12 protein-coding genes are annotated in these 17,656 nt (G+C 32.6%); 7 read left to right on the forward strand and 5 right to left on the reverse strand.

Going from position 1 to position 17,656, the window contains the following annotated elements; all coding sequences use genetic code 11:
• Positions 1–36: 36 nt before the first annotated feature.
• Together JM658_RS05985 and JM658_RS05990 are read left to right on the forward strand one after the other, a co-directional pair.
• Complete coding sequence (locus JM658_RS05985) at positions 37–2,190, forward strand: T9SS type B sorting domain-containing protein (protein ID WP_236958336.1); 2,154 nt, start codon at positions 37–39, stop codon at positions 2,188–2,190.
• A gap of 33 nt (positions 2,191–2,223) precedes the next feature.
• Positions 2,224–4,236 carry a PorP/SprF family type IX secretion system membrane protein gene (locus tag JM658_RS05990; RefSeq protein WP_236958337.1) on the forward strand — a complete coding sequence of 671 codons (2,013 nt, stop codon included), beginning with the start codon at positions 2,224–2,226 and terminating at the stop codon, positions 4,234–4,236.
• Between the two features lie 121 nt (positions 4,237–4,357).
• Here JM658_RS05990 and hutI read toward each other — a convergent pair whose 3' ends face one another.
• Complete coding sequence (hutI, locus tag JM658_RS05995; protein ID WP_236958338.1) at positions 4,358–5,596, reverse strand: imidazolonepropionase; 1,239 nt, start codon at positions 5,594–5,596, stop codon at positions 4,358–4,360.
• A 131-nt stretch (positions 5,597–5,727) separates the two neighbouring features.
• Between hutI and pta the strand changes: the two genes are divergently transcribed.
• Both pta and JM658_RS06005 read left to right on the forward strand, forming a co-directional pair.
• Entirely contained in the window at positions 5,728–7,821 is a 2,094-nt protein-coding gene (pta, locus tag JM658_RS06000) for a phosphate acetyltransferase (protein ID WP_236958339.1), read from the forward strand.
• 66 nt (positions 7,822–7,887) lie between these two features.
• Positions 7,888–9,075, forward strand: a complete 1,188-nt coding sequence (locus JM658_RS06005) for an acetate/propionate family kinase (protein WP_236958340.1) — start codon at positions 7,888–7,890, stop codon at positions 9,073–9,075.
• Between the two features lie 16 nt (positions 9,076–9,091).
• Here the strand turns inward: JM658_RS06005 and JM658_RS06010 are convergent, their stop codons facing one another.
• The gene (locus tag JM658_RS06010; protein WP_236958341.1) at positions 9,092–9,517 is read right to left on the reverse strand and encodes a thiol-disulfide oxidoreductase DCC family protein; all 426 of its coding nucleotides are present in this window, start codon (positions 9,515–9,517) and stop codon (positions 9,092–9,094) included.
• Between the two features lie 151 nt (positions 9,518–9,668).
• Here JM658_RS06010 and JM658_RS06015 point away from each other — a divergent pair, with 151 nt between their 5' ends.
• Positions 9,669–10,445 (forward strand): NYN domain-containing protein, encoded by a 777-nt coding sequence (locus tag JM658_RS06015; protein ID WP_236958342.1) that lies wholly within the window; start codon positions 9,669–9,671, stop codon positions 10,443–10,445.
• A gap of 67 nt (positions 10,446–10,512) precedes the next feature.
• Here JM658_RS06015 and JM658_RS06020 read toward each other — a convergent pair whose 3' ends face one another.
• On the reverse strand, positions 10,513–12,699 hold the full coding sequence (locus JM658_RS06020; protein WP_236958343.1) for an endonuclease MutS2: 2,187 nt from the start codon (positions 12,697–12,699) through the stop codon (positions 10,513–10,515).
• A gap of 242 nt (positions 12,700–12,941) precedes the next feature.
• On the opposite strand from JM658_RS06020, the gene JM658_RS06025 reads away from it, so the two are divergent.
• Together JM658_RS06025 and JM658_RS06030 are read left to right on the forward strand one after the other, a co-directional pair.
• Positions 12,942–15,062: a polysaccharide lyase family 8 super-sandwich domain-containing protein gene (locus tag JM658_RS06025; RefSeq protein WP_236958344.1), complete on the forward strand. Its 2,121-nt coding sequence runs from the start codon at positions 12,942–12,944 to the stop codon at positions 15,060–15,062.
• 27 nt (positions 15,063–15,089) lie between these two features.
• Entirely contained in the window at positions 15,090–15,755 is a 666-nt protein-coding gene (locus JM658_RS06030; RefSeq protein ID WP_236958345.1) for a uracil-DNA glycosylase, read from the forward strand.
• Here the strand turns inward: JM658_RS06030 and JM658_RS06035 are convergent.
• On the reverse strand, positions 15,745–16,593 hold the full coding sequence (locus tag JM658_RS06035; protein WP_236958346.1) for a substrate-binding domain-containing protein: 849 nt from the start codon (positions 16,591–16,593) through the stop codon (positions 15,745–15,747). The genes JM658_RS06030 and JM658_RS06035 overlap by 11 nt on opposite strands.
• Positions 16,594–16,782: 189 nt before the next feature.
• Positions 16,783–17,655, reverse strand: a complete 873-nt coding sequence (locus JM658_RS06040) for a nucleoside phosphorylase (protein ID WP_236958347.1) — start codon at positions 17,653–17,655, stop codon at positions 16,783–16,785.
• Between the last annotated feature and the right edge of the window lies 1 nt (position 17,656).

Consider the following 17,656-nt stretch of genomic DNA (forward strand, 5'->3'; position numbering starts at 1 on the left):
TTAGGAAATACCCAAACGTTTTAAAATCGACTACTTATGAAAAATATTACTACAACAATCGCAATCATTTTTTTACTGTTTACGGGAAACAGTTTTAGTCAGAAAATTAATGCCCCTCAATTATCATTTGAATATGCATGCTTAAATGAGGCATTTAATACTTTCGAAGCTACATTTACATTTAATGAAAAACCATTTGCTGCAGATAATAAGTTTTATATAGAATTATCGAACAGTGATGGGCAGTTTGACTCTCCAACAATTCTTAAAACTGTTGAAGGGGAGAACTATTCATTTGAGTTTAAACAATCTTTCTCTCTTCCTCAAGATGTATACGGTGAAAACTATAAAATAAGATTAAGAGCAACTTCACCAGCAATTACAGGGGAGTCAACTCAAGCTTTTGATGCTTTTTTTGTACCAAATGAAGAGATTGTTTTAAATAATTATAACGATGTAAGTCTTTGTAGTCAAGCAGGAACAAAAATTAGTTTGGATAATGATATTGCTAAAGAATATGTATGGTATAAAAATGGAGATATTCTTAAAGTAACTTCAGAAAACTACATTAATGTAACAGAACCTGGAGAATATTATGCAGAACCTTACTACGGAAATTGTACCGGAAGTATATATTCAAATTTGGTAATCGTAAATAAAGGAGAGGCTTTTGAAGTTTCTATTTTGGGGAATAAAAGTTTAGAGCCTTGTTCTGATGTTGCAATTGTTTTACAAGCATCTGTAGATAATGAGAATTACGTTTATACTTGGTTTAAAAATGAAGAAAAAATTAGTGAATTAGATACGTATGCTCCAAAAATAGAATTAGAAAATAAAGAAGATAATTTTGGATCTTATCGCGTTGAAGTTACCAATAGTGGTGGTTGTACGTCTTCATCAGAAGAAGTGAGTATCGTTCAAAATAAATCGACAATCGTAGAAGTTACTTCGCCATTAAATGCGGTTATTATAGGCGAAAATACGGCAACTCTTTCCATAGAAACTAATAATAAAGGTGCCAATATAAACTGGTATAGAGACGGACTTCTATTAAAAGAAGGTTATAACAATACTCGTTTGATAGTGAGTGAAGCTGGAGAATATTATGCAGAAGTGTCTTCTTCTGCAGCTTGCGAGGGAAATATCAAATCCCCAAGTTTTAAAATATATGAACCTGTTTCTTTTTCAGCAACAATAAAGCCAACATCAAATTATGATGCTTGTGTTTCTATGAATACCGAATTAACGATTGCCTCACTTACAGGAAAACTAAAAAATGGAGATGTATTGTCTATAGATAAAGAGTTCTTTCATAACTTTAAAATGAAGTGGTTTAAGGATGGTATTTCTCTTAAGAATACAAGCACTTCTTTACCATTAGATTATACTGATAACGGGGTTTATGAGTTGGCAGTAACCTATAAAAACATAGATTTTATTTCTAATAAGCAAGAGGTCGTTTTAGGGTTGCCAGAAGTAGCTTTAGAAATAGTAACACCAATGAGTTGTACTAATTTAGAAGGCGAATTAAAAGCAACAGTTTTAGCAGGAGCAAAATACGATTGGTATAATGGTGATAAATTAGTAGCATCTGGGGTAGAAAATACATTTGTTACAACAAACACAGGTACTTTTAAAGTAGAAGTTAGCTTGGGAGGTTGTGCAATTACTTCTCGCCCAGTTTCTTTGAATCAAGATTCTGAAGGTTTAATAGATATTTATCCAGGTGAAAAAATAACAATCTCTCCTGATAGAATAATCGAAGCCAATGCAACGGGAGGGGAGAGTTATGAGTGGCTTGATGAAGAAGGAAATATCCTCAGTAAAACAGCTACATTTTCTATTGCTGAAGAAGGAAATTACACCTTATTTGCAAAAATAGGTGGGTGTATCGTTGAAAAATCTGTAGAGGTTGTTTCTAACGATGTAGTCGAAATTCCGAACCTAATTAGTCCAAATGACGATTCTGTGAATGATAAATGGACACTTCCACAAAAATTTATTAACGACCCAGAGATCGAGGTGGTAATATGCGACTCGTATGGCTCAACTGTCTTAAAAACAAATAAATATGACAATAGTTGGCCTGATTCTTCAATGAAAATGAATGCAGAAATTCCTGTTTTCTACTACTTTGTTAACAAAAAAGGTAAGAATATTAAAAAAGGTTCTATTACATTAGTGAACTGAAACTAAAGTTAACCCCAAATAGTTTAGTTCTCTATGATTAAAAGATGCCTACTTGCAATTGGATTGCTACTAAACACATATGTGCTATTTTCTCAGGTTGAAAATGCGAGCACAATCGTAGATTGGAGACAACACAATCTCACCAAATACAATAAATTCTTGGTGAATCCCACATACAGTTACGTTCGAAATGACTCTAAAGCAGTTAGCTTTTGGAGTAGGATTCAATGGACAGGAATTGAAAACTCCCCACAAACATATTTATTAAGTTATTCAGGGAAAGTTTCTGAGAATTCTGGTGCTGGTCTTGGTTTGTATCAACAAAATTTGGGGTTGTTGGTAGATTCAGGTTTGTTGCTTAATTATTCTTACGGAGTGCAATTAAGTGATAATACTACGCTTTCTGTGGGTATGAATACTACGCTTTTTAGAAGAGGTTTAAATAAAAATGCCATAAGTTCTACAGAACCAGATCCTGCAATTTTAGACGATCAAGATGATTTTTTAGTTTTGGTGATGCCTGGAATAAATTTTTCTGTATCAGATTTTGATATAGGTATTTATGCTGAGAATTTATTTGACTATAATTTTAATGATTCAAATACGGTTACAGACTTCTCTGATAAAATCTTTTCAGGTCAAGTAGGGTACACAAAATCTTTTGATGATGCTATTGGTTTTATGGAAGATGCGAAGTGGAGAAATCTTGTGTACGGAAAAACGCTACCTAATGAAGATTTTCAGTTTGGTTTTAACTCTATGATAGATTTACCATACACAGGATGGTTTCAAGCTGGTTATAATACTACTTTTGGTATTTCTGGAGGAATTGGTGTAAAAATTGGTGATGGAATTAGTGTTGGAATCACTTATGAAACAGGAACTAGTAAAACTAATAATTCTTTTGGAGGAACATATGAGGCAATTGCTTCTATTGATTTAGGTCCTAAGAAAATGCGTAAAAATCCTGCGCCAAGTGGAGGAAAAGCAGTTACTACTAAAAACGTAAACGAAGAGTCTTTTGTTTCTTCAGAAGATATAAGAAGAAGACGAGAAGAGGATGCCAATAACATTATAAATTCTTCTGAAAAGACTGTTGTTGCTGAAGCTGCAGAAACGACGAAAGACAGTACTTCTAATTATGCTTTATACGGCGGTTCTGCTGCTGTAGCAAGTAAATCAAATGAAGGTGAAAAGGAAAAAGTATCAACTTCAGAAACAAATAACGAAGCTAAAAGCATAATAGACTCCAATGATGAAGCCGAAGCGGTAGTTTCAAATGAAAAAATTCAGAAAGAAGAATTAATAAAAGAAAATAATATTGCTAAAGAAGAGTCTTCCGTGGCAATTTCAGAATCAGTTGTAGCATCTAAGGCGCCTGTTGAAGATGCTGTTCAAGCAGTAGAGAAACCTACTACATCTACTTATGCGGTATATGGTGGTGGTGATAAGGAGGAATCAATCGTAGAAAAAACGGAAGCTGTAGAAAGAACACAAACTGCAGTTGAAGAAAAAGCAGCCGTTAAAGTATATGAAGAAGATGCTGAAGATTATGCTAAAGCAGCACAAGAAGAGTTTAATAAGAAAATGAGTCCAGAAGTTGCTACTGTTCCAGAAAAGGCTAGTGCTAATGTGCAACAAACTGAGCAAACAGAAGCAAAAAAAATAGAAGCAGATTATCAAGAGTTTTTAAGAAAAAGTGATTCAATAGCTAATACCGTAGATAAGAAAGTAGTTGATACCACTGCTGTTACTTCTGCAGTGTTTGGAGAAGATACCAGCTATAAAACTATAAATAGTGCTCCAGGAATAGAAAAAGGTTTTTACTTAGTTGTGAATGTATTTTCACAAGATAATTACTTTAATAAATTTATTAAGAAGTTAAAAGACAATGGTTTTGAACCAAAATACTTTATTAACCCTGAAAATAAATATTACTACGTATATTTGTATAAAGCTAATCGTTATCTGACGATTAAAAGCTTGCAAAAAAACAATATCAATAATACTTATTTTGATGAAAAATGGGTGTTATGGGTAAAGTAAAAGCCTTTCATAATAGATAGATAGATAAAAATTGTAAGGCTTATGGTCCCTCAAGGTTTAAACCCAGAGGGACCTTTTTTATTAGTATAATTTAGTAGTTATCCTAAAGTTTTTTATAAGCTTAAGAAACTGTAATACCGTCTAAAACTACTTCTTCTATATTTGAGTTACCAAAATCATAAGGCAGGTATCCGTATGAAGGAATTTCTTTAGTAATAATTAGGTTTGCTTTTTTGCCTTTTGTAATACTTCCATGGGTGTCAGAAAGTCCCATTGCATAAGCTCCATTTATTGTAGCGGCATTAATAGCTTCTTCTGGGGTAATTCGCATTTTTATACAAGCTGTTGCTACAACTAAGTTCATATTTCCGCTAGGTGAAGATCCTGGGTTATAATCCGTAGCAATTGCAAATGGAAGTCCGCTATCTATCATTTTTCTAGCAGGAGCATAAGGAATACTCAAAAAGTAGGAGCAAAGTGGGAGTCCTACAGGCATAGTGTCCGTATTTTTTAGAGCCTCAATATCTTCATCTTTCATAACCTCCAAATGATCCACACTAAGAGCATTATTAGCAACTGCAGCTTTTATCCCTCCAATAGCATTGAACTGATTAACGTGAACTTTAGGCTTTAAATCAAATAAATCTGCGGCTTTAAGAATAGCTTCCATATCTGCTACAGAAAAATAACCATCCTCACAAAAGACATCAATATATTCAGCAAGTTTTGCGTTAGCTACTTGAGGGAGAATTTCTTCAATTATTTTTTTAACATAAGCATCTTTATCCGTTTTGTATTCTTTAGGTACTGCATGAGCTCCTAAAAATGTGCTCTTTATGGCAATTGGATAATTTTGCTTTAAACGCTCTATTACTTTGAGCATTTTCAATTCAGCTTCAGCGGTAAGTCCATAGCCACTTTTTATCTCGATAGCGCCAGTTCCACTCTTAATAATTGTATCCAATCGTTTTTTAGATTGCTCATAAAGATCCTCTTCAGAAGTTTCTTGAAGTGTTTTTGCTGAATTAAGAATTCCACCTCCTTTATTAGCAATTTCTTCGTATGTGAGTCCGTTAATTCGATCTACGAATTCTTGTTCTCGATTTCCAGCATAAACAAGATGTGTATGACTATCGCACCAAGATGGAAGGATAATTTTACCACTTGCATCAATAACTTTATCGATCGTTTCTTTAGGTGCATCTTCTGTAGCGCCAAAATCTTTAATTATATCATCTTCAATAAGCAGGTATGCATTTTTTATTGTAGGTAGAACTTTCATGTTTTTTCCACTTACTTTATTGATATTTTCTTCTCTTACCTGTAATAATTCTTTTATATTTATGTATAATGTTCTCATAAAATCGATTTGAGCGATAAAGGTATTAAAACATTTAGGAAAGGTCTTTTTTATAGCTTAATTTTGTAGAATATTTATATAGAATTGACAAATAGTTCCCTCGCTATATATAAGAACCATAAAATATTGGCATGAATAAAGGTATTTATATTGCAACCTTAGAGTCGGATAGTGGAAAGTCTTTAATAACGCTAGGCCTTATGCGTACACTACTAGGGAAAACTGCTAAAGTGGGTTACTTCAGACCTATAATCAACGAGGATAAGAAGAATAATAAAGACAATCACATTTCAACGGTATTATCTCATTTTGATGTGGATCTTTCATATGAAGATGCATTCGCTTTTACACGTAATGAGATAATTCAGAAGAGAAATACAGGTAAATCCGGTGAGATTATTGATACGATCATTCAGAAGTATAAACGTTTAGAAGAGCGCTTTGACTTTATTTTAGTTGAAGGTTCTGATTTTTCTGGAGAGGGAAGTGTTTTTGAATTCGATGTGAATGTTTTAATTGCAAAAAACCTTGGAATCCCTGCCATATTGGTAGCTAGTGGTGTTAATAAAACAAAAGAAGAATTAGCAGGAAGCTTACAATTGGCATACAATACATTTATAAATAAAGATGTAAATGTAATGGCAATGATTGCCAATAAAATAAATCCAGAAAATCTGGAACTTATAAAAGAGGAGTTACGTAATTTCTTACCAGATGAGATAGATGTTTTTGCGATTCCGAGTATTGAGACTCTAGCGAATCCAACTATAAAAGAAATTGTTGAAGCATTGGATGGAGATGTTTTATTTGGAAACGATTTTTTAGATAATCAAACAGGAAGTTTTGGAGTAGGAGCGATGCAGCTTAGAAATTACATCACCAAATTAAGACATAATAGCTTGGTTATAACTCCTGGAGATCGTGCAGATATTATTCTTGGAGCCTTACAAGCTAACATATCTAGTAATTATCCACGTATTTCAGGTATTATATTAACGGGAGGTCTTATTCCTGAAGAACCCATTTTAAAACTGATAGAAGGACTTTCTCAGGTAGTTCCTATAGTTTCTGTGGCTGGTGGAACATTTAATGTTACCAATCAAGTAGGAAGTATAAAGTCTAATATTTATGCTGATAGTACACAAAAAATAGAAACTTCTATAAGTACTTTCGAAAAATATGTATCTATAGAAACGCTTGCAGAACGTTTAATAAATTTCAAGCCTAAAGGAATTACTCCTAGAATGTTTCAATATGGTCTAGTTACTAAAGCCCGTCAACAGAAAAAGCGTATCGTTTTGCCTGAAGGTACAGACGAACGTATTTTACATGCTGTAGCGCGTTTGGTAGCAATAGATATTGTTGATATTACATTATTGGGAGACAAAAATAAAATACTAGAAAAGATTACCAATCTTGGAATTCTATTAGAGCTTGATAAGATTGAAATTATCAATCCAACAGAATCGGAGTATTATGATGATTATTCAGAAACCTTTTATGAGCTTAGAAAGCATAAAAATGTAAATATGGATATGGCTCGCGATTCTATGAGCGATGTTTCATATTATGGAACCATGATGATTTATAAAGGCCATGCTGATGGAATGGTTTCTGGAGCAGTTCATACCACACAACACACTATTAGACCAGCATTGCAGTTTATAAAAACCAAACCAGGAGTTTCTGTGGTATCTTCTATATTTTTTATGTGCTTAGAAGACCGTGTTTCTATTTTTGGTGATTGTGCAATTAATCCTAATCCTACTGCAGAGGCACTTGCTGAAATTGCAATTTCTTCAGCAGATAGTAGTCAAGCATTTGGAATAGAACCTAAAATAGCAATGTTATCTTATTCTTCAGGAAGTTCTGGAAAAGGGGAAGATGTTGATCGTGTACGTCGTGCTACCGAAATTATTAAGGATTTACGTCCCGATTTAAAAGTAGCTGGACCTATACAATATGATGCAGCTGTAGATATGACGATAGGAAAAAGTAAAATGCCAGATTCTGATGTTGCAGGACAGGCAAGTGTGCTTATTTTCCCTGATTTAAATACTGGTAATAATACATACAAGGCTGTGCAAAGAGAAACGGGAGCTTTGGCTATCGGGCCGATGTTACAAGGATTAAATAAACCTGTAAATGATTTAAGTCGCGGTTGTACCGTTGATGATATCTTTAATACGGTGATTATTACTGCTATCCAAGCACAAGGAATATAAAATATAAAAAAGATAAGTTAAGATCTAAGAAGAGTAATTTCTTCTTTACAATAATCAATAATAGAAATGAAAAAAATATTAGTCATAAATTCTGGGAGTTCTTCAATAAAATTTCAACTCATAAAGATGCCAGGAGAGATTGTAGTTGCTTCTGGGTTAGTGGAAGCAATAGGATTAGATAATGCAGCTCTTCATTATAAATCTAAGAAAATGAATTTTTCTGAAGTGATGCCAATTGAAAATCATGAAATCGGTTTAAAAAAGGTAGCTGCTTTATTGATGGACAAAGAAAAGGGGGCTATTGATAAAATTGAAGATATAGATGCTATAGGACATAGAGTTGTACATGGAGGAAAAGATTTTTCTGATACTATTGTTATTGATGATGCTGTAAAGAATACTATTAAAAGGTTATTTTCATTAGCACCGCTTCATAATCCTCATAATTACACTGGGATTGAAGTTGCAGAAGAAGTATTTCCAGGTATCCCGCAGATTGCTGCTTTTGATACTGCTTTTCATCAAACATTACCTGAAAAGGCATATAGATATGCTATTCCAAATAAATTATTAGATGAGAATTATGTTCGCGTTTATGGTTTCCACGGAACAAGTCATAAATATGTTGCAGAAAGAGCTAAAGATTTTATCAGTAAAAAGAAATCTAAACTGATTACGATTCATTTAGGGAATGGATGTAGTATTACCGCTGTGAAAAATGGTAAAAGTATAGACCATTCCATGGGATTTGCTCCAGTAAACGGACTTATAATGGGGACGAGAAGTGGAGATATTGATCAGTCTGTGATTTTCTATATGGTTAATACATTAGGATATTCATTAGAGGAAGTGAACACTATTTTACATAAGAAGAGTGGGATGTTAGGATTAACTGGACATAGTGATCTTAGAATTATCGAAGAAAAAGCTAACGAAGGTAATAGAGAATGTCAGCTTGCTCTTGAGATGAATGCATATCGTATCAAAAAATATATTGGAGCATATGCCGCTGCACTTAATGGGGTCGATGCAATTGTATTTACTGCTGGTGTTGGAGAAAATTGTAGCGTTTTAAGGCGTTTAATTTGCGAAGATATGGGCTATCTAGGAATTGAGCTAGAAGACTATAAAAATAATGTACGCTCTTCTGAAAATAGAATTATTAGTAAAGAAACTTCTAAGGTTATGGTTCTTGTAATTCCTACTAAAGAAGAATTAGAAATAGCTAAAGATAGTTATAGATTGATTAGTTAGATAGCATAATTATATTTTAATAAGCATCTATAAATTTTGCCTTTTCCTCAGCTGTGGGGAGAGGGCAATTTTCTTTTTTACCAAACCATTTATAGCGATTTTTAGCTATAAAATTGTAGATGCTATCTCGAATACTTTCTGGTAGAATATAATTAAACACACTTAATAAACTCCACAAACCTCCAATTTCCTTAGCTATTTCTATGGCTGCTGAAGATCTTGTATAATAAGCAACATTGGGCTCAATAAGGACAATAGAATCAGTTTGCGACGAATCAATACTTCTCTCTTTAAGCATTCTTTGTCCAACTTCACTTTGTAAAGAAGCAAATCTAAAAACATCTTTTTTATCTCTTTTGATTACAAATTGTACACTGCTATTGCATAAGTTACAAACGCCATCAAAGAGAATTATTTTTTTTCCAGCTTCCAATGTTTCCATTTTTAAATTTAAAAAAATATAATTTAAATATAGTTTAGTTCTTGTTAAGATCTTATTATAAATGACATTTATAAAGTGTAAGAACTATAATATTAACTTCTATAAAAAATCCGTAAATTACTGCAGATTTAATTCAGTAAATACTAAGTGAATGATTCCAAACTCTAAAATGATAGAAAGTAAATTTAATATAGCCGTTTTAATAGATGGTGATAATGCTCAACCTAAATTGATAAAAGAAATTTTAGAAGAGGTTTCTAAATATGGAAAGGCTACTATAAGAAGGATTTACGGAGATTGGACTTCACAACAAATGAATAGCTGGAAGGCGATTATCAATCAACATTCTATAAGTCCCATTCAGAAGTTTTCATATACTACAGGTAAAAATTCTACGGATGGATCTTTAATTATTGATGCTATGGATATTTTACATGGTAAGAATATTGATGGCTTTTGTATTGTATCTAGCGATAGTGATTATACAGGGCTAGCAAAAAGGATTCGAGAAGAAGGACTATTTGTTATGGGAATTGGAGAGAAGAAGACTCCACAAGCATTTGTGAAATCTTGCGAGGTATTTACATTTACTGAGAATTTGGTAGCAAGAGATGCTTCAGAAAAGCACAAGTCCAAACCTAAACAAGAAGAACACCATACAGAAAAAGCTAAGCCCGTAGCTCCCAAACCTAAATTTTCTAAAGAAGATTTGGCAACTATAGCAAAGGCTTTTGAAATTTCTTTAAATGAAGAAGAAGAGGCACATATTTCTAAATTAGGAGCTAACATTAGAAAGATAGATCCTAGTTTTGACCCTCGAAGTTATGGTTTTAAAAGTTTAACCAAGTTATTTGAGAATTTAGATAAATATGAGGTTCTTAAAAATGAAGTAGGAGGGTTGAACCATCCGCTGATAAAGATTAAATAAAAAAATAGTAGGGGTTTTAAAGCCCCTACCTGATTTCTGCTTACACAGTTTTATAACACTAAAATAATTACTTCTTCTTTTTAGAAAGTCCCTTTGCTTCAACCAATTCTAATTTATCTAAATCAGAACTAGTTGTAAACATACCATAATTAACAAGTGCTTTTCCCTTTTCAATTTTATCGAGTGTACCTACAGATTTACTTCCAATTAAGCGTACTCTATCTCCAATTCTTAAAATGTGTTTTGGTTTTTCGGGCTCTTTAGCTTTCTCTATTTTTTCCTTTTTCTTTTTCTCGCGAATTACTTTAACTTCCTTCTGAACTTCTGCTTCAACAGCCATTTTCTTAGCGCGCTCTTCTTTTTTCTTAGAAGCAGATTCTCTCTTCCGTTTGGAATTTTCCGTTTCTACAATTCTTAGGAATTCTGATACCAACGGACGTTTCTTTTTATTGATAAAATAACTTTCAGAAATATCATTGATCTTATTTCCTAAATAAATCATTCGCTGATTATGATCATATAATTGCTGATAGTTCTCCAGTTTAGCTTTAATTTTAGCATTTAGTTCTTCTAAACGCTTAGCCTCATCTCTGGCTTTAACTTCTTCCTCTTTAAGGTTTGTAGAAGTTTTCTCCATCTTATTACGCTGCTTTTGAAGCTTAGCAATAGTTGCATCAAAACGAACTTTTCCGCTTTCTACTTTCTTTTTAGCACGATTTATTAAACTATATGGGATTCCATTTTTTTGAGCTACTTCAAAAGTAAAAGAACTTCCAGCTTCTCCAAGAACAAGCTTAAATACAGGTTCTAGAGTCCTATTATCAAATCTCATATTTGCATTAGTAGCATGGGGAAGTTCGTTTGCTAGTAATTTTAGATTCGCATAATGAGTGGTAATAATACCAAATGCCTCACGTTCATAAAAAACCTCTAAAAATATTTCGGCTAAAGCACCTCCCAATTCTGGATCACTACCCGTTCCAAATTCATCGATTAAGAAGAGTGTTTCTTTATTACATTTCCGTAAGAAGAAATTCATATTCTTTAATCTATAACTATACGTACTTAAATGGTTTTCTATGGATTGATTATCACCAATATCAGTCAATACATTATCAAAAAGACACATTACACTGCGCTCATGAACTGGAACTAATAATCCACTTTGAAGCATGACCTGTAAAAGCCCAACCGTTTTTAGCGTAATACTTTTTCCTCCTGCATTAGGTCCAGAAATAACGATAATTCTATTCTCTTGGTGTAATTCTATCGTCTGCGGATAGGTCTTTTCACGCTTTGCTTTATTTGTTAAGAAAAGAAGCGGATGGTAGGCATCAATAATATTAAAATAGCGTTTCTCTGTAATTTCAGGTAATAACGCATTCATTTTATCAGCATACTTTGCTTTGGCAGCAACAACATCTACAAGACATAAAAACTCTTGGTAGTCGATTAATAGTTTTCTATAGGGGCGAAGAAAGTTGGTGAGCTCTTTTAATATTTTATGAATCTCTTCTTTCTCATCATACTCAAGATTATTAAGATCTCTACTGTATTGTCTTGTAGCTTCTGGTTCTATATATACAATGCTTCCAGTTTTGGAATTCCCCATAATAGCGCCTTTAACACGCTTTCTATACATTGATTTCACCGCTAGAACACGGCGGTTATCAACAACGGTTTCTCTAATATCATCCAAAAGTCCCGCTGAAGAATAACTACTCAAAGCACTTGCAAAACTTTGATTAATCTTTGCACGTACACTATTCATTTCTCTACGGATATTGTATAATGCAGGCGTAGCGTCATCTTTAATCTCCCCAAAACGATCTATAACTTCATCTACTTTTTGCTGAATCTCTTTTGTAAAATGAATTTTTTGAGCAGTTTGGTTTAAAGTAGGGTAGTAGTCATTAAACTTTTTATAAAACAAAATATGAGTGTTCACAGCAGTAGAAATAGCTGATACTCTTCTAAAACCTTCAACTTCAATAAGTGTGTTCTCAATTTTTAAGAGTTGAATCTCTTTTGTGATAGCTTCAAAATAATGATGAGGAATGCTATTATTATTTTCAAAAGAAGCTAGATATTCATTTGTTAAATGAAGTGACTCTAATAAAGATTCTTTTGTTCTATATGGAGTTATTTTTAAAGCACTTTCCTTTCCTAAATCTGTACTACAAAGTTCTGATACTTGTGCTAGCACTTTAGAAAATTCAAGGTCTTGTAATGTCTTTTTATGTATTTTATTCATATAATTTAGATCCGAATACTTTAGGATTTATGCAAATTTACATACTAATTTGGATTTATGGTCTAGATTAAAAATAGATATAGGATTTAAACATTCATCTATTTTTTAAGATTATTGTATTATTCAACAGAAAAAAAGAGTTTTTTATGAAAACAGCGTATAAAAAGATTAAAAAACAATGTTTCAAATATTAAAAACTTATTAATTCTTATATTTTTGTTGATCTAATAAAACCACCTTACATGAAAATATACTTATTACCACTACTAATCTTACTATCTTTTAACCTATCAGCTCAACAAGATTCTGATATTATAATGACTAATATTAGAAATGAAAATAGGAATAGTATAAAAAGTATTGATGAATTGGATCAATCCGTTACTGAGTTATTAAAAAAAAATAATAGTGATGGGACTTGGGATGATATCGATTATAAAATGATTGAAAGGACGAAATGGCAGCCAGTACAGCATATAGAACGAATTGCAACGTTAAGTAATGCTTATACTATTCCTGAGAGTACTTATTTTGAAGATGTAAAGCTTTTTAATACCATAGAGCAAGCTTTAAAATTTTGGGATAATCTAAATCCAATAAGTAAGAACTGGTGGTTTAATGAGATCGCTGTACCTAAAAAATTAGGTCACTTATTAATAGTTTTAAGAAAAGGAGCAAGACAAATTGATGAGTCACTTGAAGCAAGATTAATTAAAAAATTAAATAGGGGAGATGTTTTTAAGAAAACTGGCGCTAATAAATTAGATATTGCCTTGCATTTTATCTATCGTGGGTGTTTATTAAACGACCCTGAAATTATTAATATTGGAGCCACACAGTCATTTATTCCTTTGGCATTCACTAATAAAGAAGGAATTCAATATGATTATTCTTATCAGCAGCATGGACCTCAAATATATATTGGAGGTTACGGTTCGGTTCTTGTAAATACTGAGTTGCAGGTAGCTTCATATTTACAAGGCACTTCTTATGCTTTATCAGGAACAAAATTGAAGATCTTATCTAAGTTTGTTTTGAATACTTATGCAGGTGTTCACAGAGGAAAATATATGGATTTTAGTGTTACAGGAAGAGGTATTGCAAATAAAAATACCTTGAGCAATGAGGGTTTTACTGGTACATTAGAGAAATTAAAATTAATTGATGCTGAAAATGCTAATAAGTATGATGTATTGATTTCGAGATTCAATGAGTCTCAACCTCCAAGTTATGATGTTAAAAAACGACATACTCAATTTTGGGAATCAGATTTTACACTTCATAACGATCCGTCGTATGCATTTTCTGTGCGAACCTCTTCTACCAGAACGTCAAAATCGGAAAATGGAAATAAAGCAAATTTAAAAGGTTATTTTTTAGCTGAAGGAGCCACTTCTATCCGTGTAGATGGTGATGAATATTATAATATTTTTCCTGTTTGGCAATGGAGTAAAATACCTGGAGTCACTGCACCTAAAGTTTCTAATATTCCAATTCGTCATCAATGGTCTGTTTTGGGAACTTCCGAGTTTACTGGAGGTGTTACAGATAGTATTTATGGCGCAACGGCGTATGTTATGAAGGATTTTAATACTGAAGCTAAGAAAGGCTGGTTCTTTTTTGAGGAGGAAATCGTATGCTTAGGAAGCGGAATTAATGCTACCGCAGATGAGAAAATTCTAACCACTATAAATCAGTGTTATTTAGATGGTTCTATTATTATATCAGAGAATAATAAAACTTCCACTGTTCCAAATGGAAACAATAACACGAACGATAACATAGATTGTATACTGCATGATAAAATCGCTTATTTTTTTCCTGATCATGGAAATGTAAGATTTACTAATGGATCTCAAACTGGAAATTGGTATGAGATTAATAAAAATCGATCTAAAGATATGGTTAGCGAGGCTGTTTTTACATTATGGTTGGATCATGGAGTGAAACCTAAAAATGCTACTTATAGCTATATTGTTACGCCTAACAAGGATATTAATTCAATACAGAAATATGATAGCGAGAATATAGTTATTGTTGAAAATTCTAAAGATATCCAGGCAGTTTATAATAAGAAGCTTGATGTTATGGAAGTAATATTTTATACACCAAATAAATTAAATTATAAGGATGTAAATATAACGGTAGATAAGCCTTGTGTATTATTGCTAAAGAACATTAAAACTCCTCATGTAAATATTTCTATTGCTGACCCTAGTCAGCAACAAGCAGCAATTAAACTGATAGCAAAGCTTCCTGAAATTAAAAAATCTAGAGTATTAACCTTAAATTTACCTACAGGAAATTATGCGGGTTCAAGTTTACCGTTTGTAATAGATAGTAATACTCCTGTGTTTTTCTAATAAGAAAACTTCAAAAATTATCTAACTATGGAAATAGCTATTAACGATACTTGGAAAGAGCAATTAAAAGGGGAGTTTAGCAAAGAATATTTTAAAGAATTGGTTTCCTTTGTGAAAGAAGAATATGCTAACCATGTTTGTTACCCACCAGAAAATGAGATTTTTGCAGCTTTTAATTATTGTGCTTTTAATGATACTAAAGTAGTAATTATTGGTCAAGATCCTTATCATGGACCAAATCAAGCAAATGGACTCTGTTTTTCGGTTCATGATGGAATAAAACATCCTCCTTCGTTAATTAATATTTTTAAAGAGTTAGAAACAGACATTAATAAGGATTATCCAGAAAGTGGAAATCTAGAATCATGGGCTGAGCAAGGAGTATTGTTATTAAACGCTACGCTAACCGTGCGAGAGCATGATGCTGGAAGTCATCAGAAAAAGGGATGGGAAGTTTTTACTGATACTATTATAAAAACTATTTCAGATAATCGGGAGGATATTATTTTTTTACTTTGGGGAGGTTTTGCTAAAAAGAAAATAAAACTCATCGATACTAAAAAACACCATGTACTTACTTCAGGACATCCCTCCCCATTAAGCGCAAATCGCGGATATTGGTTTGGGAATCGTCACTTCAGTATATGCAATGAAATTCTTCTTAAAAATGGTAAGAAACCTATTATTTGGTAGCTATTTGAGAATAAGGCAGGCTTTTCTCTATAATAGTCAATCGCTGTAATTGTTCTTGTACATTTTTAACCGTAATCGGGTTTATAGCTTCTTGACTCCAACGTGTAATGGAAAGCCATTCTTGGATATCTTCAATTTTCTGTTTATATCTATTGGATAGCATTCTATCAATACTTGGGATGTCTTTAAAATCTTCAGTATAAACATTTATTACCTCTAGAATATGCTCCACAATCGAAGGATTCTTTTTTAAAATCTCATCAGTAGCAGCAATTACAAAACAAGGCCATGGAGTAGGGCAGTCTCCAACTCTTTTAAAAATCCCTTTATCAACAATAGGCTTCGTTGTAAAATGTTCCCACATGAAATAATCGGCAGTACCATTTGATAGAGCTTCAATAGCACCATCTAAATTATTAACTACTTCAAATTTTAAATCGTTGGTGTTCCAACCATTATTATCCGCGTTAACATAGGCCATTAAGTGACTCCCACTTCCATATCTAGAAATAGCGGTAGTTTTTCCTTTTAAATCTTCGATCTTCTTGTAGGGAGCTTTTCCAGCTGTATGAATTCCCCAATACAAAGGTGATTGTACAAAAACTTGTACTATTTTAGATGGATTTCCACCTACAATATCTTTGATGATTCCTTCAGTTAGAATAATGGCAATATCAGTTTCTCCTTCACGAAGCATATTACACATTTTCCCTGTCCCTTCAGGAATGTCTGTCCATTCTAAATCGATCCCTCTATTTTCAAAAGCTCCGTCTTCGATAGCAAGATGCCAAGGCAAGTTGAAATGTTCTGGAACTCCTACAATTTTTACTTTTTTCATCTTAAAAATCCTTTACGTTATATTCTACTAATTTTGCATAAAGCATGTAACTAAAAATAGGTGGTGTGATTTATTGTTGGTGTAAATGTAATATTTGTTTTTATTCCTTCAGAAAATAAAATTGATAAACTAGGAAATAAGTGCTTTCTAGTTGAAAACAGTAGTTAAATTTAAATATTTATTGAGTGATTATAAAGAGAGTTTCTCTAGTGTATATTTAATTAAATTTTCTGTAGCAAGCGTAGGATTCTCAGAAAAGCTTCCATTTGGTCGATTCGCAATAATACAATTCATAGAGACTGCTTTATGACCTAATAATTGTGCTAACCCGTAGATTCCAGCAGTTTCCATTTCTAAATTTGTTACCCTAAATCCTTTATAGTTAAAGGAAGCAAGTTTGTCATTTAGCAACGGATCTTGAGTATCTAAGCGTAATTTTCTTGATTGTGGACCATAAAAACCTACATTGGTAGCCGTAAATCCAAGATGGATTTTATCACTCATAAGTTTACTCCCTAATTCTTTGTTATAAGCAACAACATAGGGAGTAGACTTTTGATCTGACCAATCTGTATGTTTTATAATTTCTTGCTGAATTTCTGGATGCTGAATATGTTCACTTCTATAAAAGTGAAGTAAACTATCGAAACCAACTGCATACTCACTCATTAAAAAGCTGTCTGTAGGAATCTCAGTCTGTATAGATCCACTAGTTCCAATCCTTACAATCTCTAATGATTGCAGCTTGCTTTTAACGGTACGAGTTTTAAAATCGATATTTACTAAGGCATCTAATTCATTGAATACAATATCTATATTATCTGTTCCAATACCTGTAGAAACTACAGAAATTCTTTTATTATTAAGATACCCCGTATGAGTTACAAACTCTCTCTTTCCTTTTTTTAATTCTATACGATCAAAATATTGGGAAACGGTAGCTACTCTCTCTGGGTCACCAACAGTAATAATTGTATTTGCAATATCTTCTGGAAGTAAATTTAAATGGTAAATGCTACCATCTTCATTTAGTATTAATTCAGATTCAGCAATTTTACTCATT

Source organism: Joostella atrarenae, assembly GCF_021764745.1.
GTDB lineage: Bacteria > Bacteroidota > Bacteroidia > Flavobacteriales > Flavobacteriaceae > Galbibacter > Galbibacter atrarenae.